This is a genomic window from Pseudomonas sp. GW456-12-1-14-TSB6, assembly GCF_059424205.1.
In genome coordinates this window covers 284,727-306,790 of the sequence record NZ_JBWKZE010000003.1, presented here as the reverse complement: position 1 = coordinate 306,790, position 22,064 = coordinate 284,727, and the positions used below count along the sequence as shown (strand labels likewise).

The window sequence follows — 22,064 nt, the reverse complement described above, 5'->3', positions numbered from 1 at the left end:
CGACATGCAAAAGATTCGTCGTGACGACGAGATCATCGTGATCGCCGGCAAAGACAAAGGTAAGCGCGGTAAGGTGCTGAAGGTTCTTGCTGACAACCGTCTGGTTGTTGGTGGTCTGAACCTGGTCAAGCGTCATACCAAGCCTAACCCGATGTCGGGCGTACAGGGCGGTATCGTCGAGAAAGAAGCGCCACTGCACGCTTCCAACGTCGCCATCTTCAACGGCGAAACCAACAAGGCTGACCGCGTTGGTTTCAAAGTAGAAGACGGTAAGAAAATTCGTGTCTTCAAGTCGACCCAAAAAGCGGTTGATGCTTGAACACTGCTAGGTAGAAGACCATGGCACGACTAAAAGAGATTTACCGGAAGGAAATCGCTCCGAAACTTAAGGAAGAACTTAAGCTTTCGAACGTGATGGAAGTTCCGCGCGTTACCAAGATCACCCTGAACATGGGTCTGGGCGAAGCGATCGGCGACAAAAAAGTCATCGAGCACGCTGTTGCTGACCTGGAAAAGATCACCGGCCAGAAAGTCGTTGTGACCTACGCTCGCAAATCCATCGCTGGCTTTAAAGTCCGTGAAGGTTGGCCGATCGGCGTCAAAGTGACCCTGCGCCGTGAGCGTATGTACGAGTTCCTGGATCGTCTGCTGTCGATCTCCCTGCCTCGGGTTCGCGACTTCCGCGGCCTGAATGCCAAGTCCTTCGATGGTCGTGGCAACTACAGCATGGGCGTGAAAGAGCAGATCATTTTCCCGGAAATCGACTACGACAAGATCGATGCTCTCCGCGGTCTGGACATTACCCTGACCACCACTGCTAAGAACGATGACGAAGGCCGCGCTCTGCTGCGTGCTTTCAAATTCCCGTTCCGCAACTGATTGGAGTAGGAAAATGGCCAAGAAGAGCATGAAAAACCGTGAGCTGAAGCGTCAGCTCACCGTTGCTAAATACGCCGTCAAGCGTGCAGCGCTGAAAGCTATCATCGTCGATCTGAACGCAAGTCCAGAAGCGCGTTGGGAAGCTACCGTAGCTCTGCAGAAGCAACCGCGTGACGCAAGCGCTTCGCGCATGCGTAACCGTTGCCGTCTGACCGGTCGTCCGCACGGCGTTTACCGCAAGTTCGGCCTCGGCCGTAACAAACTGCGTGAAGCGGCAATGCGTGGTGACGTACCAGGTCTGGTTAAAGCCAGCTGGTAATTGCTGTCAAAGCCTTGATGGTCGGGGTCGCAAGAACCTGACCATCGGTGGCCTTGAACTTGAATCAAGCCCCTTTTGGGGCTTGATTCATTTCTGGGGTATGTCTAGAATGACCGGCTCGCCTGAGCCCGTGTTTTTTACGCCCGGAATTCCTCGGCGACAAGTAGTAGCCGCAAGGCTAATTTTTCTGTATTAGGAGCGTCTAGCCCATGAGTATGCAGGACCCGTTAGCGGACATGCTAACTCGAATCCGTAATGCCCAGATGGCTGAAAAGTCCGTCGTAAGCATGCCGTCTTCCACGTTGAAGGTGGCTGTAGCAAAAGTCCTGAAGGACGAAGGTTACATCGCGGGTTATCAGATCAGCAGCGAAACCAAGCCGCTGCTGTCCATCGAGCTGAAATACTTCGAAGGCCGTCCGGTCATCGAAGAAGTGAAGCGCGTTAGCCGTCCAGGCCTGCGTCAGTACAAGTCCGTCGAAGATCTGCCAAAGGTACGTGGTGGTCTCGGTGTGTCTATCGTCTCCACCAACAAAGGTGTGATGACTGATCGTGCTGCGCGCGCTGCCGGTGTCGGCGGCGAAGTTCTTTGCACTGTGTTCTAAGGGGGGATAAGCATGTCTCGCGTCGCTAAGAACCCCGTTAAGCTGCCAGCCGGTGTCGAAGTAAAATTCGCAGGCCAACAGCTTTCGGTGAAGGGTGCCAAGGGTACTCTTGAACTGAACGTCCATTCGTCCGTTGAAGTCGTTGAAGAAGCTGGTGAGCTGCGTTTTGCTGCTCGCAATGGCGATCAACAGACTCGCGCAATGGCCGGTACCACTCGTGCGTTGGTAAACAACATGGTCCAGGGCGTAAGCCAAGGCTTCGAGCGCAAGCTCCAGCTGGTCGGTGTTGGTTACAAAGCGCAAGCAAAAGGTCAGGTGCTGAACCTGGCTCTTGGCTTCTCGCACCCAGTGGATTACGAACTGCCGGAAGGCATCACCGCTGAGACTCCTAGCCAGACCGATATCCTGATCAAGGGCATCGACAAGCAGCTGGTAGGTCAAGTGGCCGCCGAGATCCGCGACTTCCGTCCACCAGAGCCGTACAAAGGCAAAGGTGTGCGCTACGCGGACGAAGTCGTCCGTCGTAAAGAAGCCAAGAAGAAGTAGGGCATAGCAAATGACCGACAAAAAAGTTACTCGACTGCGTCGCGCTCGCAAAGCACGCCTGAAAATGCACGAACTCGAAGTCGTGCGTCTCTGCGTGTTCCGCTCTTCGCAGCACATCTACGCCCAGGTCATTTCGGCCGACGGCAACAAAGTCCTGGCAAGCGCCTCGACTTTGGATAAAGAACTGCGTGATGGCGCCACTGGCAACATCGACGCGGCCACTAAGGTTGGCCAGCTGGTCGCTACGCGTGCTAAGGCCGCTGGCGTCTCGCAGGTGGCTTTCGACCGCTCTGGCTTCAAGTACCATGGCCGCGTGAAAGCGCTGGCTGATGCTGCTCGTGAAGCTGGGCTGGAGTTCTAAGTTATGTCAAATAACGACCAAAAGCGCGACGAAGGCTACATCGAGAAGCTGGTTCAAGTTAACCGCGTAGCCAAAACCGTTAAAGGCGGCCGTATCTTCACTTTCACCGCGTTGACCGTGGTTGGTGATGGTAAGGGCCGTGTTGGCTTCGGCCGTGGCAAGTCGCGTGAAGTGCCTGCTGCGATCCAGAAGGCAATGGAAGCTGCTCGCCGCAACATGATCCAAGTTGATCTGAACGGCACCACTCTGCAGTACGCAATGAAGTCTGCTCATGGCGCTTCGAAGGTGTACATGCAGCCTGCTTCTGAAGGTACCGGTATCATCGCTGGCGGCGCTATGCGTGCTGTCCTCGAAGTTGCTGGCGTTCAGAACGTTCTGGCCAAGTGCTACGGCTCGACTAACCCTGTAAACGTGGTTCACGCCACTTTCAAGGGTCTGAAGGCTATGCAGTCTCCTGAGTCCATTGCAGCCAAGCGTGGCCTGCGTGTTGAGGAGATCAAGTAATCATGGCTACCGTTAAAGTTACGCTGATCAAAAGCATGACCGGCCGCATCCCTAACCACAAATTGTGCGTTAAGGGTCTGGGTCTGCGTCGCATCGGTCACACTGTAGAAGTCCAGGATACTCCCGAGAATCGCGGGATGATCAACAAGGCTTACTACATGCTGCGTGTCGAGGGTTAATCGATGAAACTCAATGATCTGAGTCCAGCGCCGGGTTCCCGTCGCGAAAAGCATCGTCCGGGCCGTGGTATCGGTAGTGGTTTGGGTAAGACTGGTGGCCGTGGTCACAAAGGTCAGACTTCCCGCTCCGGTGGCACCATTGCTCCAGGCTTTGAAGGCGGTCAACAGCCGCTGCATCGTCGCCTGCCGAAGTTCGGTTTCGTTTCCCTGAAAGCCATGGATCGCGCAGAAGTGCGTCTGTCCGAGCTGGCTAAAGTGGAAGGCGACATCGTCACCGTGCAGTCCCTGAAAGATGCCAACGTGATCAACGTCAACGTACAGCGTGTGAAAATCATGCTGTCCGGTGAAGTGACTCGCGCTGTCACTATCGGCAAGGGAATCGGCGCCACCAAGGGTGCGCGTGCGGCTATCGAAGCAGCTGGCGGCAAGTTCGAGGAATAAATGGCTAAGCAAGGTGCTCTCTCTGCGCTCGGCAAAGGCGGTATGTCTGAACTTTGGGCTCGTCTGCGTTTTCTGTTCCTGGCGATTATCGTCTACCGAATAGGCGCACACATCCCGGTTCCAGGTATCAACCCGGACCGACTCGCGGACCTGTTTCGACAGAATGAGGGGACCATTCTTAGCTTGTTCAACATGTTTTCCGGCGGCGCGCTGGAGCGGATGAGCATCTTTGCACTGGGGATCATGCCGTACATTTCGGCATCGATCATCATGCAACTGATGACCGCCGTCAGCCCGCAGCTGGAGCAGTTGAAGAAGGAAGGTGAAGCTGGCCGTCGCAAGATCAGCCAGTACACCCGCTACGGCACCGTCGTCCTCGCTCTCGTTCAGGCCATTGGCATGTCCATTGGCCTGGCGGGGCAGGGCGTTGCGTTCACTGGTGACTTTGGCTTCCATTTCGTCGCGGTCTCCACGTTTGTGGCTGGCGCGATGTTCATGATGTGGCTGGGTGAGCAGATTACTGAGCGTGGTGTAGGCAACGGTATCTCGATGTTGATTTTTTCGGGTATCGTCGCCGGTCTTCCGAGAGCAATCGGGCAGTCTTTCGAGTCTGCGCGTCAGGGCGATATCAATATCTTCGCCTTGGTTGCCATCGGTTTGCTGGCAGTAGCGATTATCGGTTTCGTGGTGTTCATTGAGCGTGGTCAGCGTCGTATCGCTGTTCACTACGCCAAGCGTCAGCAGGGCCGCAAGGTTTTTGCTGCGCAGACAAGCCACTTGCCGCTGAAGGTGAACATGGCCGGTGTTATTCCGGCTATTTTCGCGAGCAGCATTTTGCTGTTCCCGGCTTCGTTGGGTGCCTGGTTTGGTCAGTCTGAAGGTATGGGCTGGTTGCAGGACATCTCGCAGTCGATCGCTCCTGGTCAGCCGTTGAATATTCTGCTGTTTAGTGCAGGGATTATTTTCTTCTGCTTCTTCTATACGGCGTTGATGTTCAATCCGAAAGACGTAGCGGAAAACCTGAAGAAGTCCGGTGCCTTTATTCCGGGCATCCGTCCAGGTGAGCAGTCCGCACGCTATATTGATGGCGTTCTGACTCGCTTGACCATGTTCGGTGCTCTTTACATGACGGCCGTGTGCTTGTTGCCCCAGTTCCTGGTGGTTGCAGCAAACGTTCCGTTCTACCTTGGCGGGACCTCGTTGCTGATCGTGGTCGTGGTTGTGATGGACTTCATGTCCCAAGTACAATCGCACCTCGTTTCGCACCAGTACGAATCCCTGATGAAGAAAGCCAACCTGAAGGGTTACGGCAGCGGCATGTTGCGCTGAGTACCCATAAGGTTCGAGGAGTTGGTGATGAAAGTTCGTGCATCGGTGAAAAAGCTGTGCCGTAACTGCAAGATTATTCGCCGCGAAGGTGTTGTTCGAGTAATTTGCAGCGCGGAACCGCGTCACAAACAGCGCCAAGGCTGAGTGTGATTGTGCTTCAAGCCCGGTAGCTAGTGCGCTACCGGGTTGATTATTTGTTATTACAGCGATATTATCTCGCGCCCTATTTCTTGGCTTCCGGGGCGTAGGTAGCTGTCAATTGGAGTCCCACTGAATGGCCCGTATTGCAGGCGTTAACATTCCAGATAACAAGCATACTGTTATCTCGCTGACCTACATCTATGGTGTTGGTCGCACTACTGCACAGAAGATCTGTGCAGAGACTGGGGTAAACCCAGCCGCAAAGATCAAGGATCTGAGCGACGAGCAGATTGAACAGCTGCGTGGCGAAGTGGCGAAGTTCACCACTGAAGGTGACCTGCGTCGCGAAATCAACATGAAAATCAAGCGCTTGATGGACCTCGGTTGCTATCGCGGTCTGCGTCATCGTCGTGGTCTGCCAGTACGCGGTCAGCGTACCAAGACCAACGCGCGTACCCGTAAAGGTCCGCGTAAGCCGATCCGCAAGTAATCGCCCCAGCGAATCGACAGGAATTTAATCATGGCAAAACCTGCTGCTCGTCCTCGTAAAAAAGTTAAAAAGACAGTGGTTGATGGCATCGCCCACATCCATGCCTCTTTTAACAACACCATCGTGACCATCACCGACCGTCAAGGTAACGCTCTTTCCTGGGCTACCTCCGGTGGTTCGGGTTTCCGCGGTTCCCGCAAGTCCACCCCGTTCGCTGCTCAAGTAGCTGCTGAGCGTGCTGGTCAAGCTGCGCTGGAATACGGCCTGAAAAACCTCGACGTGAATGTCAAGGGCCCAGGTCCAGGTCGTGAATCCGCAGTCCGCGCTTTGAACGGCTGTGGCTACAAGATCGCCAGCATCACCGACGTGACGCCAATCCCGCACAACGGGTGCCGTCCGCCGAAGAAGCGCCGCGTGTAATCCAGGAGATTGTAAAGAATGGCTCGTTACATTGGTCCAAAATGCAAACTCGCTCGTCGCGAAGGCACCGATCTCTTCCTGAAGAGCGGCGTGCGCGCGATCGAATCGAAGTGCAACATTGAAGCAGCACCTGGTATCCACGGCCAACGCCGCGGTCGCCAGTCCGATTACGGCACCCAACTGCGCGAAAAGCAGAAGGTCCGTCGTATTTACGGCGTTCTCGAGCGTCAGTTCAGCGGCTACTACAAAGCTGCTGCCAGCAAGAAAGGTGCAACTGGTGAAAACCTGCTGCAACTGCTCGAATGCCGTCTGGACAACGTTGTATACCGTATGGGCTTCGGTTCGACTCGTGCCGAATCCCGTCAGCTGGTATCGCACAAGTCGATCAGCGTTAACGGCCAGACCGTAAACGTTCCGTCCTACCAGGTTCGTGCTGGTGACGTGGTTGCTGTTCGCGAGAAGGCAAAGAACCAACTTCGCATTGTCCAAGCTCTCGAGCTGTGCGCCCAACGTGGTCGCGTAGAATGGGTAGAGGTAGATGCTGAGAAGAAGTCGGGCGTTTTCAAGAACGTTCCTGCTCGCAGTGATCTGTCCGCCGACATCAACGAAAGCCTGATTGTCGAGCTCTACTCCAAGTAAGTAAGGGCTAGAAAATAGGTGCATCCATGCAGATTTCGGTAAATGAGTTCCTGACACCCCGCCACATTGATGTGCAGGTTGTCAGTCCAACCCGCGCCAAGATCACTCTCGAGCCTCTCGAGCGTGGTTTTGGCCACACCCTGGGCAACGCGCTGCGCCGCATCCTGTTGTCCTCAATGCCCGGCTGCGCAGTAGTCGAGGCCGAGATTGACGGTGTGCTCCACGAGTACAGCGCCATCGAAGGTGTACAGGAAGACGTAATTGAAATCCTGTTGAACCTTAAAGGTCTGGCCATCAAGCTGCACGGTCGTGACGAAGTTACGCTGACCTTGTCGAAGAAGGGTTCGGGGGTGGTTACCGCTGCCGATATTCAGCTGGATCATGATGTCGAGATCGTTAATCCCGATCACGTAATCGCTAACCTGGCGTCTAACGGCGCCCTGAACATGAAGCTCACTGTAGCTCGTGGTCGTGGTTATGAACCAGCCGACTCGCGTCAGAGCGATGAAGACGAAAGCCGCAGCATCGGTCGCTTGCAGCTTGACTCTTCGTTCAGCCCGGTTCGCCGTATCGCATACGTGGTGGAAAACGCCCGTGTCGAGCAGCGTACCAACCTGGACAAGCTGGTTATTGATCTGGAAACCAACGGTACCCTGGATCCTGAAGAGGCTATCCGCCGCGCTGCAACCATCCTGCAACAGCAGTTGGCTGCGTTCGTCGACCTCAAAGGTGACAGTGAGCCAGTGGTTGTCGAGCAGGAAGACGAGATCGATCCGATCCTGCTTCGCCCGGTTGACGATCTGGAACTGACTGTACGTTCGGCTAACTGCCTTAAGGCGGAAAACATCTACTACATCGGCGACCTGATTCAGCGTACCGAAGTAGAGCTGTTGAAGACTCCGAACCTGGGCAAGAAATCCTTGACTGAAATCAAGGACGTTCTGGCCTCCCGCGGTCTGTCCCTCGGCATGCGCCTCGACAACTGGCCGCCTGCAAGTCTTAAGAAGGACGACAAGGCGACTGCCTGATCGTCGTAATCACCGAACGTAGTGTTTGGTAAGGAATGAACCATGCGTCATCGTAAAAGTGGGCGTCACCTGAGCCGCACCAGCTCGCACCGCAAGGCCATGTTCCAAAACATGGCGGTGTCGCTGTTCGAGCACGAGCTGATCAAAACTACTCTGCCAAAAGCCAAAGAACTGCGCCGCGTTGCCGAGCCGCTGATCACTCTGGCCAAGACAGACAGCGTTGCTAACCGTCGTCTGGCTTTCGACCGTACTCGTTCGAAAGCTATCGTTGGTAAGCTCTTCAACGACCTGGGCAAGCGTTACGCTACCCGTGAGGGTGGCTACCTGCGCATCCTCAAGTGCGGTTTCCGCGCTGGCGACAACGCGCCTATGGCGTACGTCGAACTGGTTGATCGTGCTGTCGGCGGTGAAGCTGTATCCGCTGAGTAAGACGTCGGTCTTAAACAAGGAACCGGGCCTAGTGCCCGGTTTTTTGTGCCTGTAAGAAATGCGCTGTTCGTACAAGCTTCTACCCTGTTTGGGTCTGCACTATGTGCGGGGATTCGGTGTTAGTTTTTCTCTATTGATGACCATAAGTTAATGAATTTGTGGCTGTCATACTGATGATCGATACTCCCCAACAAGCCGATTAGCCGGCAGTTCAAGACCGATAGAGGATGAAGATCGCATGAGCCAGAACAAGACGCTTACGACCGCCAGTGGCGCACCTGTCGCCGATAACCAGAACTCTCGCTCCGCTGGCCCTCGTGGCCCGTTGCTGCTCGATGACTTCCACTTGATCGAGAAGCTTGCCCACTTCAACCGGGAAAACATTCCTGAGCGTCGTGTACACGCCAAGGGGTCGGGTGCCTACGGCACTTTCACCGTTACCCGTGACATTACTCAGTACACCAGCGCCAAACTGTTTTCTGCCGTCGGCAAGCAAACCCCGACATTCCTGCGCTTCTCCACCGTCGGTGGTGAGCGTGGCTCGGCTGACACCGAGCGCGATCCGCGTGGTTTCGCCCTCAAGTTCTATACCGAAGAAGGCAACTGGGACATCGTTGGCAACAACACCCCGGTGTTCTTCATCCGTGATCCACTGAAATTCCCTGACTTTATCCACACCCAGAAGCGACTGCCGCAAAGCAACCTGAAAAGCGCGCAGATGATGTGGGACTTCTGGTCGCATTCGCCTGAAGCGCTGCACCAGGTCACGATTCTGTTCTCTGATCGCGGTATTCCGGACGGATATCGCCATATGCACGGTTTCGGCAGCCACACCTACAGCCTGATCAGTGCTCAGGGCGAGCGTCACTGGGTGAAGTGGCACTACAAGACCAAGCAAGGGATCAAGAACCTTGCGCCGGCAGACGCTGCACGCCTGGCGGGCACTGATCCGGATTACGCACAGCGTGACCTGTTCGAAGCCATCGAGCGTGGTGACTTCCCGAAATGGAGCGTATGCATCCAGATCATGACCGAAGCCCAGGCCGCTGCGCACTATGAGAACCCGTTCGACGTGACCAAGACCTGGTCGCAAAAGGAGTTTCCACTGATCGAAGTGGGTGAACTGGAACTGAACCGTAACCCGCTCAACTACTTTGCCGAAGTCGAGCAAGCCGCGTTCGGCCCGAGCAACATGGTGCCTGGCGTAGGTCTGTCGCCAGATCGCATGCTGCAAGGTCGGGTATTCGCGTACGCCGATGCCCACCGCTACCGCGTAGGTACCAATCACCAGCAACTGCCAGTGAACGCCCCACGCAGCCCGGTGAATACTTACCAGCGCGACGGTTCGATGGCATTTGGCAGTAACGGTGGCGCAGCGCCTAACTACGAGCCGAACAGCTACGTAGAGTCGCCGAAACAAGCGCCGCACTATGCCGAGCCTGCACTGGCCCTGAACGGCGCGGCTGATCGCTACGATCACCGCGAAGACACCGACTACTACAGCCACGCTGGCGCGCTGTTCCGCTTGATGAGCGACGAACAGAAAGCGTTGCTGGTCAGCAACATCGCCGGGGCGATGGCGGGGGTGTCGAGTGACGTCGTCGATCGTCAGCTGCAGCATTTCTACAAGGCCGATCCGGCGTACGGAGAAGCAATCGCAAAGCTGCTCAACGTACAGCTTAACGAAGTCTAAACGAGAAGCAGAACCGCCCTCATTTGGGCGGTTTTTGCGTTATTTAGGCTGCTTTTCTCAGAATATCTTCGCTTTTATTGCGCGAAGTGAGTGACCTTCCAGTCAGGTTGGTTCAAACTACAGACTTTCAAGCAGGGAGATGTAGGGCGATGCAAGGCCACCCAGACGTTATCGATTACCTCAACACGTTGCTGACCGGCGAACTGGCCGCGCGTGACCAATATTTCGTTCACTCGCGGATGTATGAGGACTGGGGATTCACCAAGCTCTACGAACGAATCAACCACGAGATGGAAGAAGAGGCCGGTCATGCCGATGCGCTGATGCGCCGGATTCTGATGCTTGAAGGCACCCCGCGCATGCGCCCGGATGATCTGGATGTCGGCACTACGGTGCAAACCATGCTCGAAGCGGATCTGCGCCTGGAGTACAAGGTGCGCGCCGCGCTGTGCAAGGGCATCGAACTGTGCGAACAGCACGGCGACTATGTCAGCCGCGAGATCCTGCGGGTTCAGCTCAATGACACCGAAGAAGATCACACCTACTGGCTGGAAAAGCAGCTCGGCCTGATCAAGCTGATCGGTATCCAGAACTACCTGCAGTCCCACGCGTCCTGATTGCAATTGATACAAAAAAGCCCCTGTCACTGACGAAGTGACAGGGGCTTTTTCATGCCCGGCAATCAGGCCCGATCGCGAATCAACAGCGGCTTGAGATAGTGACCGGTGTGAGATTGCTTCATCTCGGCCACTTCCTCCGGCGTACCGGTGGCGATGATCTGGCCACCTTTCGAACCACCCTCGGGGCCAAGATCCACCAGCCAGTCGGCCGTCTTGATCACGTCGAGGTTGTGCTCGATCACCACCACGGTGTTGCCGTGGTCGCGCAGGCGATGCAGTACGTCGAGCAGTTGCTGGATATCCGCGAAGTGCAGACCGGTGGTCGGCTCATCGAGGATGTACAGGGTTTTGCCGGTATCGCGCTTGGACAGTTCGCGGGACAACTTGACCCGTTGGGCCTCACCACCCGACAGCGTCGTGGCCGACTGCCCGAGCTTGATGTACGACAGGCCCACATCCATCAGCGTTTGCAGCTTGCGCGCCAGCGCCGGCACCGCGTCGAAGAACTCCCGCGCTTCCTCGATAGTCATCTCGAGGGTTTCGTGGATGCTCTTGCCCTTGTATTTGATCTCCAGGGTTTCGCGGTTGTAGCGCTTGCTCTTGCACACGTCACACGGAACGTAGATGTCCGGCAGGAAATGCATTTCCACCTTGATCAAACCGTCGCCCTGGCAGGCCTCGCAACGCCCGCCCTTGACGTTGAACGAGAAACGCCCCGGCCCGTAACCACGGGAGCGGGACTCGGGCACGCCGGCGAACAGTTCGCGAATCGGCGTGAACAGGCCGGTGTAGGTCGCCGGGTTGGAGCGCGGCGTGCGGCCGATCGGGCTCTGGTCGATGTCGACGACCTTGTCCAGATGTTCCAGGCCCTTGATGCTGTCGTGGGCTGCCGCTTCCAGGGTGGTCGCGCCATTGAGTGCCGTGGCGCTCAGCGGGAACAGCGTGTTGTTGATCAGCGTCGATTTGCCGGAGCCGGAGACGCCGGTCACGCAGGTCAGCAGGCCGATCGGGATTTCCAGGTCGACGTTGCGCAGGTTGTTACCCCGCGCGCCCTTGAGCGCCAGCACCTGTTTCTTGTTGCGCGGCGTGCGCTTGGCCGGCACTTCAATCTTCACCCGGCCCGACAGGTATTTACCGGTCAGCGAGTCCGGGTGTGCCATGACTTCGTCCGGCGTGCCTTCGGCGACGATCTGCCCGCCATGAACCCCGGCGCCCGGGCCGATATCCACTACGTAGTCAGCGAGACGAATCGCGTCTTCGTCATGCTCGACCACGATCACCGTATTGCCGATGTCGCGCAGGTGCTTGAGGGTGCCGAGCAGGCGGTCATTGTCGCGCTGGTGCAGGCCAATGGACGGCTCGTCGAGGATGTACAGAACACCCACAAGGCCCGCGCCGATCTGGCTGGCCAGACGAATCCGCTGCGCTTCACCGCCAGACAACGTATCGGCACTGCGATCCAGCGACAGATAGTCCAGGCCGACGTTGACCAGAAACTGCAGGCGCTCGCGAATTTCCTTGAGAATCTTGTCGGCGATCTCGCCGCGGCGGCCGGTCATCTTCAGCGCGCCGAAGTAATCGCAGGCGTCGCCGATCGGCAGGTTGGTCACCGCCGGCAGGGTTTTCTCGCCGACCCACACGTGTCGCGCTTCGCGACGCAGGCGGGTACCACGGCAATCCGGGCACGACTGGGTGCTGAGGAACTTCGCCAGCTCTTCACGCACACTGGCCGATTCGGTTTCGCGGTAGCGGCGCTCAAGGTTCGGCACGATGCCTTCGAACGGGTGCGAGCGTTTGACGATGTCGCCCCGGTCGTTGAGGTATTTGAAATCGACGTTCTGCGAACCGCTGCCGTGCAGGATGAACTTCTGCTGATCGGCCGGCAGCTCGTTGAACGGCTGCTCCAGGCTGAAGCCGTAATGCGCGGCCAGTGATCCGAGCATCTGGAAGTAATAGACGTTACGCCTGTCCCAGCCACGGATCGCGCCTTCGGCCAGGGTCAAATCACCGTTGACCAGTCGCTTGATGTCGAAAAACTGCTTCACCCCCAGACCGTCGCAGGTCGGGCAGGCGCCGGCCGGGTTGTTGAAGGAAAACAGCTTGGGTTCCAGCTCGCTGATTGCGTGGCCGCAGATCGGGCAGGCGAAGCGCGCGGAGAAGATCATCTCTTCGCCCGGCTCGTCGTCCATCGGCGCCACCAGGGCGATGCCGTCGGCCAGCTTCAGTGCGGTTTCGAAGGATTCCGCCAGACGCTGCTGCAGGTCGGCGCGTACCTTGAAACGGTCGACAACGACTTCAATCGTATGCTTCTTCTGTTTATCCAGTTTCGGCAGTTCGTCCAGCTCACAGAGCCGGCCGTTGACCCGGGCCCGGACGAAGCCCTGGGCACGCAGTTCTTCGAACACCGACAGGTGCTCGCCCTTGCGCTCGCGGATCACCGGCGCCAGCAGCATCAGCTTGCTGCCTTCCGGCTGGGCGAGTACCAGGTCGACCATCTGGCTTACAGTCTGCGCTTCCAGCGGAATGTCGTGATCCGGGCAGCGTGGCGTACCGACGCGGGCATAGAGCAGACGCAGGTAGTCGTAGATTTCGGTGATCGTGCCGACCGTGGAACGCGGGTTGTGCGAGGTCGACTTCTGTTCGATGGAGATCGCCGGCGACAGGCCTTCGATGGTGTCGACGTCGGGTTTTTCCATCATCGACAGGAACTGCCGGGCATAGGCCGACAGGGATTCGACATAGCGGCGCTGACCTTCGGCGTACAGCGTGTCGAAAGCCAGGGAAGACTTGCCGGATCCGGACAGGCCGGTGATGACGATCAGTTTGTCCCGTGGCAGGGTCAGGTCGATGTTCTTCAGGTTGTGGGTGCGGGCCCCACGAATCAGGATCTTGTCCAAAATGGCCTCGCTCGGCGGGCGTCGAAAACACAGGAGTATACGGCCAAATACTGGATGGATGCACACTATCAAGTGAAGGGTTTTTTGCCTTACATGAAGAGAGTTTCATCTGTACGCGTCAAAGCGTCGCGATATACCCCGTCTCTCGATGGGACTGGTAGAATCGCCGCCGGTTCACACGAGGTTTTTCCATGCACGATCCCCACAGCGAACGCATGAGTGGCAGCGAGACCCGCGCGGCGAGCGGTCTGGCCCTGGTGTTCGCCTTCCGTATGCTTGGCATGTTCATGGTGTTGCCGGTACTGGCGACCTACGGCATGGATCTGGCGGGAGCGACCCCGGCCCTGATCGGGCTGGCGATCGGCGCTTACGGCCTGACCCAGGCGATTTTCCAGATTCCGTTCGGGATCATTTCCGACCGCATCGGCCGGCGTCCGGTGATTTACCTGGGGCTGATCGTCTTCGCCCTCGGCAGTGTGCTGGCGGCTCAGGCCGATTCGATCTGGGGTGTGATCGCCGGGCGGATTCTGCAGGGCGCCGGGGCGATTTCTGCGGCGGTCATGGCCCTGCTCTCCGACCTGACCCGCGAACAGCACCGCACCAAAGCCATGGCCATGATCGGCATGACCATCGGCCTGTCGTTCGCCGTGGCCATGGTGGTCGGCCCGCTGCTGACCCGTGCGTTCGGCCTGTCCGGCCTGTTTCTCGCCACCGGCGGCATGGCCCTGGTCGGGATCGTGATCGTGATGTTCATGGTGCCGAAGTCCACCGGGCCGCTGAGTCATCGCGAGTCCGGCGTTGCACGCCAGGCGTTGATGCCGACGCTCAAGCACCCGGACCTGCTGCGGCTGGACCTGGGCATTTTTGTGTTACATGCGATGTTGATGTCGAGCTTCGTCGCACTGCCCCTGGCGCTGGTCGAAAAGGCCGGTCTGCCCAAGGAGCAGCACTGGTGGGTGTACCTCACCGCACTGCTGATTTCCTTCTTCGCCATGATTCCGTTCATCATCTACGGCGAGAAGAGACGCAAAATGAAACGAGTTCTGCTCGGCGCCGTGATGACGCTGATGCTGACTGAGCTATTCTTCTGGCAGTTCGGCGACAGCCTGCGGGCTCTGGTGATCGGGACGGTGGTGTTCTTCACCGCGTTCAATCTGCTGGAGGCATCGCTGCCGTCGCTGATCAGCAAGGTTTCACCGGCAGGTGGCAAGGGCACGGCCATGGGCGTGTACTCCACCAGTCAGTTCCTCGGTTCGGCACTCGGCGGTATTCTCGGCGGCTGGATGTTCCAGCATGGCGGTCTGTCGGTTGTGTTCCTCGGATGTGCCGGGCTGGCTGCACTTTGGCTGGCCTTTGCTGTTACCATGCGCGAACCTCCCTACGTGACGAGCCTGCGCCTGCCGTTGTCGCCCGAAGCGATCCGCGAAGCGGGTCTGGTCGAGCGTCTCAAGGCCCTCGTAGGGGTAACTGATGCAGTGATAGTCGCTGATGAAGCGGCGATCTACATCAAACTGGACACCGAATTAATGGATCGCACCACTCTCGAACGCCTGGTGAACAACCCGGCGCAGACTGCGTGCGAAGCCTAGGAGAACGTTATGGCCCGTGGGGTTAACAAAGTCATTCTGGTCGGTACTTGCGGCCAGGATCCCGAAGTACGCTACCTGCCCAACGGTAACGCCGTGACCAACCTGAGTCTGGCGACCAGCGAGCAGTGGACCGACAAGCAGACCGGTCAGAAGGTCGAGAAGACCGAGTGGCACCGCGTATCGATGTTCGGCAAGGTTGCCGAAATCGCCGGCGAATACCTGCGCAAAGGTTCGCAGGTCTACATCGAAGGCAAGCTGCAGACCCGTGAGTGGGAAAAAGACGGTATCAAGCGTTACACCACCGAGATCGTGGTCGACATGCAAGGCACCATGCAACTGCTCGGCGGCCGTCCGCAACAGGGCGACCAACAAGGCGGTGGCAACAACTATCAGCAGCAGGCGCCACGCCAGCAGGCTCCGCGTCCGCAGCAGTCGGCACCTCAGCAGCGTCCGGCCCCGGCTCCACAGCAGGCCGCACCGCAACCGGCTCCGGATTTCGACAGCTTCGATGACGATATTCCGTTCTGATTCGCTGCTGTATCCGCGTTAAATAAAAAAGGCCCGTCGCTGAATGCGACGGGCCTTTTTCATGTGTGCAGGTTTTTCAGTCAAGAATCAAATGCGGCAGGAACCGGCTCGAATCCTTGGTGATCAGGCTGTTGTCTTCGCGCACGCCAATCCCCGCCGCCTGATCACCGATCACCCAGGAACCGATCAGCGTGTAGCTGTCGTCGAACTTCGGCAAAGGGGCAAATTCCTGCAGGATGAAGGGCGCATCGGTGTAGGGCCCATCCTCTTTGACGATCAGGCCTTCAGCGGTCTGCAACTCGATGTTGGCGCCTTCCCGGGAGAAGTACGGTTTGCGTACCCAACCCTTGGGCACCGCGCTGCCCGGGTTCGGGTCGAGATGTGCGGCGAGCAGGTTCGGATGGCCCTTGTGCAATTCCCAAAGCAACGGCAGGGCGCCCTTGTTGGAAAGAATCGACTTCCACGCCGGTTCGAAAAACTGGGTGTCGCATTCGGCGATCGCCGCGCCGAATGGCTCATGAAAGATGAACTCCCAGGCGTGCAGCTTGAACAGGTGCGGAATCCAGCGGTCCTCGAGATCGACGAAACGACCGTCAGCGCTCAGGCCGATGTCTTCGATGTCGATGTGCCGCGATTCGATGCCGACTTTTTCTGCGATCAGCCGCAGGTAATCCGTGGTGCCCTTGTCTTCGACCGAGTCTTTCATCGAGGCGAAGTAAAACGGCCGCGTGAGTTTCAGTTGGGCGAAGGCTTCGTGCAGCCGGGTGTCGATGCTGTTGAACTGATCGGCATGGCGCGGCAGCATCCCGCGCTCGATGCATTGCTCCAGCCAGCCCCACTGAAACGCCGCCGTTTCATAAAGGCTGGTGGGCGTGTCGTAGTTGAGTTCGAGCAGCTTCGCCGGGCCGTTGCCGCTGTAGGAGAAGTCCATGCGCCCGTACAGATGCGGATGACCTTCCAGCCAGGATGTTCGGATCATGTCGTAGTACGGCGCCGGAATGCTCAGGCGATCCAGCAGTTCTTCGCTGTGTACGACGCGGTCGACCAGGTCCATGCACATCTCGTGCAGTTCAGTGGTCGGATCCTCCAGATCGTTTTCGATCTGTGCGAGCGTGAACTGGTAGTAGGCGCGCTCGTCCCAGTACGGCTCGTCGTCGATGGTGTGAAACAGAAAACCGAGGCTCTCGGCGGTCTGCTTCCAGTCGTGGCGCTCGGCGCAGTGGATCTTCTTCATGGTCAGCTGCTCGAACGGCCCCAGCCGCCCCAACCACTGCGTGCGCTGGACTGGCTGCCGAAGCCGCCACGGGAGGTGGACGCCGCGACGTTGACCGGTTTGCGGTAATCGCTGTCGTAGTCCCGCTGGCTGCGGCTCGGCGCCGATTCGATGCGACGGTTCAGCGTCGAGGTGTCGTAGGTCTGGCGGGTATTGCGCTCACGATAAACCGGCCGCGAGTCGATCGCGCGGTTGTTGCTCATGGCATTGCCGATCAGCCATCCGGTGAGCCAGCCATTGCCTGCACCGCTGGACGAGTGCGAAGTGCTGGTCTGATTGCTCTGCACGGCGGCCGCGTCGCCGGCGGGCATCTGGGCATTGGCGATCGCATCGAGGTTCTGCGCCGGCTCACCGTCCTGCGGCACTTTGAAGCCACCGAGTTTCGGTACGAAACGGCCGGCGGAATTTTTCTGACACCAGTCGGCGGCGAAGTCCGCGTCGCAGGCAGCCTTGTCGTCGTAGGCCGGGGAGATCCGCCGGTGTTCGGCCAGGGCTGCGACGTAGGCGTTCGAGCAGACATCCGGTGCCACTTCGGCATCGACGCACTGTTCGACGCTCTGGAAGTTGCGTTGCTGTTCCTGGGCGGCCACTTCACCAGAAATCGCCAGAGCCACCGAAGCGGCCAGCGACAGTTGAACGTACTTGCTTCGTTTCATCTCAGGCTTCCTGCCGATCAGTAGGACGGGGTCATGCACGCGGCGTTGAGCATGCCGACGCTGATCGCCACCGCCGCCACATAGATGCCCGCGGCGATTTCACCGTTGGCGATGCGTTGGGACGTGCCCTTGAGCACCAACCCGGTCGCCAGGAAAGCCAGCAATTGCACCGCGGCCGCGATCACCGCCCAGAGGACGAAGTCAAGGACGTTGATCGAATGAGCGATCACGTTGCTGGCCGGAATCGCGAAACCGATGATCGCGCCGGACAGGGCAATGGCGGCGGCGACGTTGCCGGAACGGATCAGCTCGAATTCCTTGTGCGGCGTGACGCGGGTGTAGACGAACTGAAACAGCATGAACAGCAGCACGGCGCCGATCAGGTAGGCAACGAAACCGACCAGCGCGGCTTTGTTCAGGGAAATGGACAACGCTTCCAGCATGGAAAACTTCCTTTTAAATGGTGCTCAAATCGGTGGTGTACAGCGAGATTCCCAGCGAGGTGCTCAGGCTGACGGTGCCTTCTTCGTCCTGTTCGACGGAGAACAGCAAGAGTTCGCGGCGATCGGTCAGGCCGGTCTCCCGGGCGTAGAGCATCGAGTGATGGTTGATGGTGTAGGACTCGTCCGGGTTGATCACCTGTTCGGTCAGCGGCACCAGTTCGGTCTGACCGCGTTCGGTGCCCCACTCACGGGTGTATTCGACGCCTTCGTGGCGATAGGTCGGTAGGCCGATCAGGCTGTTCGGGCCGGCCAGACGCTGCAATTCGGCGTCACTGTTGACCGTCACGTAGCTAACGTAGTTGAACAGCGTCACCGACTCGATCTGGTCATCACCGGTGACATGGATCTGTACCCAGAATTCTTCATCGTTCAGATAGTAGCGATGCAGTTTGTTCGACTGACCGAGGTCGATCCAGCCGGCGCTCCAGATGGCCTGGGCGTCGGGAACCCGCACTGAAGTGCTGCCGTCGAGCAACAGGCCGAGGGTCGTGTCGAAGCGAATCGCCTTGCCCTGCGCCAGTCCGAGCGGGCCGCCGGCAGACCCGGACGCTGGCGCGGCCGACTGCCAGTTGCTGGTGCCGAGCAAATCTTTGAACCATCCCATGGGTACATTCCTTGAAGCGGGTGGAGGTATTCGTTGGCAAAACGCCGCTAGTGTACCGGCCTCGTGACAAACGAGCAGGCAAAAAAGAAGGGCACCCGGTGCCCTTCTGTTTTCTCGCCGCCGTTACTGGGCGGACTTCTGCTTCAGACGCTCGAGGATGGCGTTGGCGCTGCCTTCGTTCGGCGTGATGCCGGCTTCGCGCAGCTTGCGATCCAGGTCGTTGCCGGTCGACGCATCGGCCAGTTCGTCGGCAGCGCTCAGCTCGGCAGCGCGTTGCTGCTGTTTGGCTTGCAGGCGGTTCAGGGTACCGACGGCGGTTTCCAGCTTGCCGTTGGCGCCGCCGCTGGCGATCGAGGCGCTGACCTGCGCTTTCTGCACGCTCTCACGGGCCTTGGCCATGTCCACTTGCTGGCGCAGGCTCTTGATCCGCGCTTCGGCCTTGTTGATGTCCTTGCGCATGTTGTCGGCGTAGGTGCCGAATTCGTCGCTTTGTTTCTTCTCGACGCCCAGGTCGTTGGTCAGGGTCGAGATCGCTTCGGCCACTTCCAGCGCCAGGTCTTCACGGCCGGCGTTCAGGGCGGAAACGGCCTTGGCTTCCAGGTCCCTGATCTTGGCTTCGTACTCGCTCACGCGGTCGGCGGAGAGTTTGTGCTTGGCCATGATGGTGACCAGTTCGCGACGGGCATTGGACAGCGCGCTGTCGGCGTCACGGATTTCCTGATCGAGGATGCGCAGGGCCTGTTGGTCGGCGATCGCTTCGCCGACTTCGTTGGCGCCGCCGCGCAGCGCGGTGAACAACTTGCTCCAGATGGACTGAGTCATTGGATATTCCCTGTTGATTACTTGAAGAAGTGTTCGAAGGCTTCGCTGGCGCGCTGCACGTTGTCGACCAGGGTTTTCACCTCGGTGACCACGTTGGTCAGGCTCGAGTCGGCACTCAGTGCACCGAACATGTTGTAGACGGTCTGGCCGTTGGGCATGGTCTCGATGCCGATCGACGACAGCGGGAACATTTCCCGGCTGCGCAGTACCGCGTCGTTGAAGGCGCGCACATCGGTGATCGAATCGATGTCCACCAGCACGGTGTCGACGATGATCTGCTGACCGGCGAGGGCGATGTGAATCGGCAGACCGCCGAATTCGTTCATTTCCAGCTTGAGGCTGGGTTCGGAACTCTGGATCAGAGACAGCGTGATCTCTTGCGAAGCCACCTCGTCCAGCGCCTTGAAAGCGTTGTAGAGGCTATCGATGTTCCAGTTGTTGCCTGCGCTCATGTAATTCTCCGACATGAAAGAGCCAGCCAGAATCGGTTGGCGTAGCTGTTGCTCCATTTGCTTGAGCAAGCTTCGGTTTTCCGGAAGCACCCAAGTTTCGTGTTTCACATAACCGGCGGCAGCCAGGCCCGCGCGCATCTGCTTCATGTAGAAGCTCGACGGTTTTTTCGCGGACGGTGTCGAGCGCACTCCCTTTGGGCTCTCTGACTGGGTGGCAGGGGAGCGGCTTTTCATGGCGATGACTCCGTTATGAACATCTCACGCGTGAGCCACACTACAACCAAATCAAAATGCCATCAATGGCTCACGCGTGAGATTTTCTTGAGCCACAAAAAAACGCCCGCAGCGAGGCGGGCGCAGGTATTTCCAGTTGTATCAGAGCAGAGCTCAGCGGCTGGCGGCGAGGAACTCGTCGGTGGACACCACGCTGGCGTAGGCAAACCCCAGCGCCGACATGAACGCCGCATGCACGTGGGCGGCGGGCACGGTCAGACCGTTGAATTCCAGGTCACGGCTGGCGCAGGCATCGTGGATCACCGTAACGGTGTAACCCAGATCGGCCGCCGCACGGGTGATGCCGTCGACGCACATGTGGCTCATGCTGCCGACCACCACCAGCTCGTTGATGCCTTGTTCGTCGAGGATCGATTGCAGCTCGGTTTCGCGGAACGAGTTGACGAAGTGCTTGAGCACCACCGGCTCATCGGCGCGGTTGAGCACTTTCGGATGCAGTTTCGCGCCTTCGGAGCCCGGGGTGAAAAACGGTGCCTCGGGCGAGGTGAATTCGTGGCGGATGTGCACCACCGAATCACCGGCTTCACGGAAGGCCGCGATCAGCCGGGCGGCGTTGTCGGCGGCGGCGTCGGCACCGACCAGCGGCCACTTGCCTTGGGGGAAGTAGTCGTTCTGGATATCGACTACGATGAGCGCTTGCTTGGCCATGGGTGTGTCCTCGAAGTGTGGGTTGGCGTGGGTTCAGTATTGGCGCTGGCCACGGTTTCGAGGATTGGCCGCACCGACAATACACAGGGGAAAACTGACAATGGGTGCAGAAAGGACCGTCGCGGAACTGGGCGTGCTGATGTATCCCGGGGCGCAGATGGCGGCGGTGCATGGCCTGACCGACCTGTTCGGGGTCGCCAACCGGATCGCCGCCGAACACCAGGCCACGCAATTGCCGCTGCTGCGGATCAGCCACTGGCAGGTCGATGACGACCGCCCGCCCGTGCGGGTTTACGACAGTCATCCCGGAGCCGACAACGGTTTGCTGGCGGTGTTGATCCCGCCGTCGATTGCCGGTTTTTCCGCGGCACAGATGCCGGCCGGGCTGCAGCCCTGGCTGCGTGAACAACATGCTCGTGGCGCGACGCTTGGCGGGGTTTGTGTCGGCTCGTGGCTGCTGGCGGAGAGCGGGTTGCTCGATGGTCGCAGCGCTACCACGCACTGGACTTCGGCCAAGGCCTTCGCCGAGTGTTACCCGAAGATCAGGCTCAAGGCCGACACGCCGATTGTCGACGACGGTGACCTGATAACGACGGCGGGGCTGATGGCCTGGTCAGAGCTTGGTTTGCGTCTGGTGGACCGATTGCTCGGGCCGAGCATCGCCAGCAGCACCGCGCGGTTTCTGGTGGTGGAGCACAGCGACAGCGCCAGTGCGTGCGGCAGCAATTTTGCGCCGATCCTCAATCATGGCGACGGGCCGATTCTTCAGGTTCAGCATTGGCTGCAGGGCACCGGCGCAACCGATGTCTCGCTGACGGCAATGGCCGAACGTGCGGGTCTGGAGGAGCGAACATTTCTGCGCCGGTTCCGTGCGGCGACCGGCTTGAAACCCACCGAATACTGTCAGCACCTGCGGGTCGGCAAGGCCCGGGAAATGCTCGAATTCACCAATGGCACCATCGATCACATTGCGTGGACGGTGGGCTATCAGGATCCGGGCGCCTTTCGCGCGACGTTCAAGAAAATCACCGGGCTGGCGCCGAGTGAATATCGCGCGCGATTCGGCGTCAGTCCGCCGCCTGCCGTGGCGAAGTAAAACGTACCCGTCGTGCAAAATGCCGGACCCTGCAGCGCGGTCGTGCAGATTGAAACGGGCGCGGTGCCAGTACGGGTTTTTC

The 22,064-nt window shown here is 58.6% G+C and carries 29 protein-coding genes; 21 read left to right on the top strand and 8 right to left on the bottom strand.

What is annotated here, in order from left to right; translation table 11 throughout:
• Window positions 1–4: 4 nt before the first annotated feature.
• The 18 genes from rplX (at window position 5) to bfr (ending at window position 10,617) form a co-directional block, all read left to right on the top strand.
• Window positions 5–319, top strand: a complete 315-nt coding sequence (rplX, locus tag AC07Y2_RS04585) for a 50S ribosomal protein L24 (RefSeq protein ID WP_003186046.1) — start codon at window positions 5–7, stop codon at window positions 317–319.
• A gap of 20 nt (window positions 320–339) precedes the next feature.
• Window positions 340–879 carry a 50S ribosomal protein L5 gene (rplE, locus tag AC07Y2_RS04580; RefSeq protein WP_003210069.1) on the top strand — a complete coding sequence of 180 codons (540 nt, stop codon included), beginning with the start codon at window positions 340–342 and terminating at the stop codon, window positions 877–879.
• Window positions 880–892: 13 nt separating this feature from the next.
• Entirely contained in the window at window positions 893–1,198 is a 306-nt protein-coding gene (gene rpsN / locus AC07Y2_RS04575; RefSeq protein WP_007955639.1) for a 30S ribosomal protein S14, read from the top strand.
• 209 nt (window positions 1,199–1,407) lie between these two features.
• On the top strand, window positions 1,408–1,800 hold the full coding sequence (gene rpsH / locus AC07Y2_RS04570) for a 30S ribosomal protein S8 (protein ID WP_003228724.1): 393 nt from the start codon (window positions 1,408–1,410) through the stop codon (window positions 1,798–1,800).
• Window positions 1,801–1,812: 12 nt separating this feature from the next.
• Window positions 1,813–2,346, top strand: coding sequence for a 50S ribosomal protein L6 (gene rplF, locus AC07Y2_RS04565; protein WP_011336170.1), 534 nt, complete (start codon window positions 1,813–1,815; stop codon window positions 2,344–2,346).
• A gap of 10 nt (window positions 2,347–2,356) precedes the next feature.
• A complete protein-coding gene (gene rplR, locus AC07Y2_RS04560; RefSeq protein ID WP_003186037.1) occupies window positions 2,357–2,707 on the top strand; it encodes a 50S ribosomal protein L18 in 351 nt (116 codons plus the stop codon).
• Window positions 2,708–2,710: 3 nt separating this feature from the next.
• On the top strand, window positions 2,711–3,211 hold the full coding sequence (gene rpsE, locus AC07Y2_RS04555) for a 30S ribosomal protein S5 (RefSeq protein WP_007955637.1): 501 nt from the start codon (window positions 2,711–2,713) through the stop codon (window positions 3,209–3,211).
• 2 nt (window positions 3,212–3,213) lie between these two features.
• Window positions 3,214–3,390: a 50S ribosomal protein L30 gene (rpmD, locus tag AC07Y2_RS04550; RefSeq protein ID WP_003176408.1), complete on the top strand. Its 177-nt coding sequence runs from the start codon at window positions 3,214–3,216 to the stop codon at window positions 3,388–3,390.
• 3 nt (window positions 3,391–3,393) lie between these two features.
• Entirely contained in the window at window positions 3,394–3,831 is a 438-nt protein-coding gene (rplO, locus tag AC07Y2_RS04545) for a 50S ribosomal protein L15 (RefSeq protein WP_003228720.1), read from the top strand.
• Entirely contained in the window at window positions 3,832–5,160 is a 1,329-nt protein-coding gene (gene secY / locus AC07Y2_RS04540; protein ID WP_003228718.1) for a preprotein translocase subunit SecY, read from the top strand. It begins immediately after the preceding gene.
• A gap of 27 nt (window positions 5,161–5,187) precedes the next feature.
• A complete protein-coding gene (gene rpmJ / locus AC07Y2_RS04535) occupies window positions 5,188–5,304 on the top strand; it encodes a 50S ribosomal protein L36 (RefSeq protein WP_002555468.1) in 117 nt (38 codons plus the stop codon).
• Between the two features lie 130 nt (window positions 5,305–5,434).
• On the top strand, window positions 5,435–5,791 hold the full coding sequence (gene rpsM / locus AC07Y2_RS04530; RefSeq protein ID WP_009045849.1) for a 30S ribosomal protein S13: 357 nt from the start codon (window positions 5,435–5,437) through the stop codon (window positions 5,789–5,791).
• 30 nt (window positions 5,792–5,821) lie between these two features.
• A complete protein-coding gene (rpsK, locus tag AC07Y2_RS04525) occupies window positions 5,822–6,211 on the top strand; it encodes a 30S ribosomal protein S11 (protein WP_002555466.1) in 390 nt (129 codons plus the stop codon).
• An 18-nt stretch (window positions 6,212–6,229) separates the two neighbouring features.
• The gene (rpsD, locus tag AC07Y2_RS04520; RefSeq protein WP_011336168.1) at window positions 6,230–6,850 is read left to right on the top strand and encodes a 30S ribosomal protein S4; all 621 of its coding nucleotides are present in this window, start codon (window positions 6,230–6,232) and stop codon (window positions 6,848–6,850) included.
• 26 nt (window positions 6,851–6,876) lie between these two features.
• On the top strand, window positions 6,877–7,878 hold the full coding sequence (locus AC07Y2_RS04515; protein WP_003186012.1) for a DNA-directed RNA polymerase subunit alpha: 1,002 nt from the start codon (window positions 6,877–6,879) through the stop codon (window positions 7,876–7,878).
• 42 nt (window positions 7,879–7,920) lie between these two features.
• Window positions 7,921–8,307 (top strand): 50S ribosomal protein L17, encoded by a 387-nt coding sequence (rplQ, locus tag AC07Y2_RS04510; RefSeq protein ID WP_007955635.1) that lies wholly within the window; start codon window positions 7,921–7,923, stop codon window positions 8,305–8,307.
• 238 nt (window positions 8,308–8,545) lie between these two features.
• Window positions 8,546–10,000 (top strand): catalase, encoded by a 1,455-nt coding sequence (locus tag AC07Y2_RS04505; protein WP_074691683.1) that lies wholly within the window; start codon window positions 8,546–8,548, stop codon window positions 9,998–10,000.
• A 149-nt stretch (window positions 10,001–10,149) separates the two neighbouring features.
• Entirely contained in the window at window positions 10,150–10,617 is a 468-nt protein-coding gene (gene bfr, locus AC07Y2_RS04500; protein ID WP_064382244.1) for a bacterioferritin, read from the top strand.
• Window positions 10,618–10,682: 65 nt separating this feature from the next.
• Here the strand turns inward: bfr and uvrA are convergent, their stop codons facing one another.
• Window positions 10,683–13,517: an excinuclease ABC subunit UvrA gene (uvrA, locus tag AC07Y2_RS04495; protein WP_103385521.1), complete on the bottom strand. Its 2,835-nt coding sequence runs from the start codon at window positions 13,515–13,517 to the stop codon at window positions 10,683–10,685.
• 191 nt (window positions 13,518–13,708) lie between these two features.
• Here uvrA and AC07Y2_RS04490 point away from each other — a divergent pair, with 191 nt between their 5' ends.
• A complete protein-coding gene (locus AC07Y2_RS04490; RefSeq protein WP_039771979.1) occupies window positions 13,709–15,106 on the top strand; it encodes an MFS transporter in 1,398 nt (465 codons plus the stop codon).
• Window positions 15,107–15,115: 9 nt separating this feature from the next.
• Window positions 15,116–15,634 carry a single-stranded DNA-binding protein gene (locus AC07Y2_RS04485; protein WP_007966163.1) on the top strand — a complete coding sequence of 173 codons (519 nt, stop codon included), beginning with the start codon at window positions 15,116–15,118 and terminating at the stop codon, window positions 15,632–15,634.
• Between the two features lie 76 nt (window positions 15,635–15,710).
• Here the strand turns inward: AC07Y2_RS04485 and AC07Y2_RS04480 are convergent, their stop codons facing one another.
• From AC07Y2_RS04480 to AC07Y2_RS04450, 7 genes are all read right to left on the bottom strand, one after another.
• Window positions 15,711–16,868, bottom strand: a complete 1,158-nt coding sequence (locus tag AC07Y2_RS04480) for a glutathionylspermidine synthase family protein (RefSeq protein WP_103385520.1) — start codon at window positions 16,866–16,868, stop codon at window positions 15,711–15,713.
• 2 nt (window positions 16,869–16,870) lie between these two features.
• Window positions 16,871–17,563, bottom strand: coding sequence for a DUF1190 domain-containing protein (locus AC07Y2_RS04475; RefSeq protein ID WP_039771974.1), 693 nt, complete (start codon window positions 17,561–17,563; stop codon window positions 16,871–16,873).
• 17 nt (window positions 17,564–17,580) lie between these two features.
• Window positions 17,581–18,006 (bottom strand): DUF350 domain-containing protein, encoded by a 426-nt coding sequence (locus AC07Y2_RS04470; RefSeq protein ID WP_074691674.1) that lies wholly within the window; start codon window positions 18,004–18,006, stop codon window positions 17,581–17,583.
• Window positions 18,007–18,019: 13 nt separating this feature from the next.
• Entirely contained in the window at window positions 18,020–18,670 is a 651-nt protein-coding gene (locus AC07Y2_RS04465) for a DUF2491 family protein (protein WP_103385519.1), read from the bottom strand.
• Window positions 18,671–18,793: 123 nt separating this feature from the next.
• Window positions 18,794–19,492, bottom strand: a complete 699-nt coding sequence (locus AC07Y2_RS04460) for a PspA/IM30 family protein (RefSeq protein ID WP_103385518.1) — start codon at window positions 19,490–19,492, stop codon at window positions 18,794–18,796.
• Between the two features lie 17 nt (window positions 19,493–19,509).
• The gene (locus AC07Y2_RS04455; RefSeq protein ID WP_039771966.1) at window positions 19,510–20,178 is read right to left on the bottom strand and encodes a YjfI family protein; all 669 of its coding nucleotides are present in this window, start codon (window positions 20,176–20,178) and stop codon (window positions 19,510–19,512) included.
• Between the two features lie 153 nt (window positions 20,179–20,331).
• Window positions 20,332–20,886, bottom strand: a complete 555-nt coding sequence (locus AC07Y2_RS04450) for a cysteine hydrolase family protein (protein ID WP_085668109.1) — start codon at window positions 20,884–20,886, stop codon at window positions 20,332–20,334.
• Between the two features lie 100 nt (window positions 20,887–20,986).
• On the opposite strand from AC07Y2_RS04450, the gene AC07Y2_RS04445 reads away from it, so the two are divergent.
• Entirely contained in the window at window positions 20,987–21,982 is a 996-nt protein-coding gene (locus AC07Y2_RS04445; protein ID WP_103385517.1) for a GlxA family transcriptional regulator, read from the top strand.
• Window positions 21,983–22,064 lie beyond the last annotated feature (82 nt).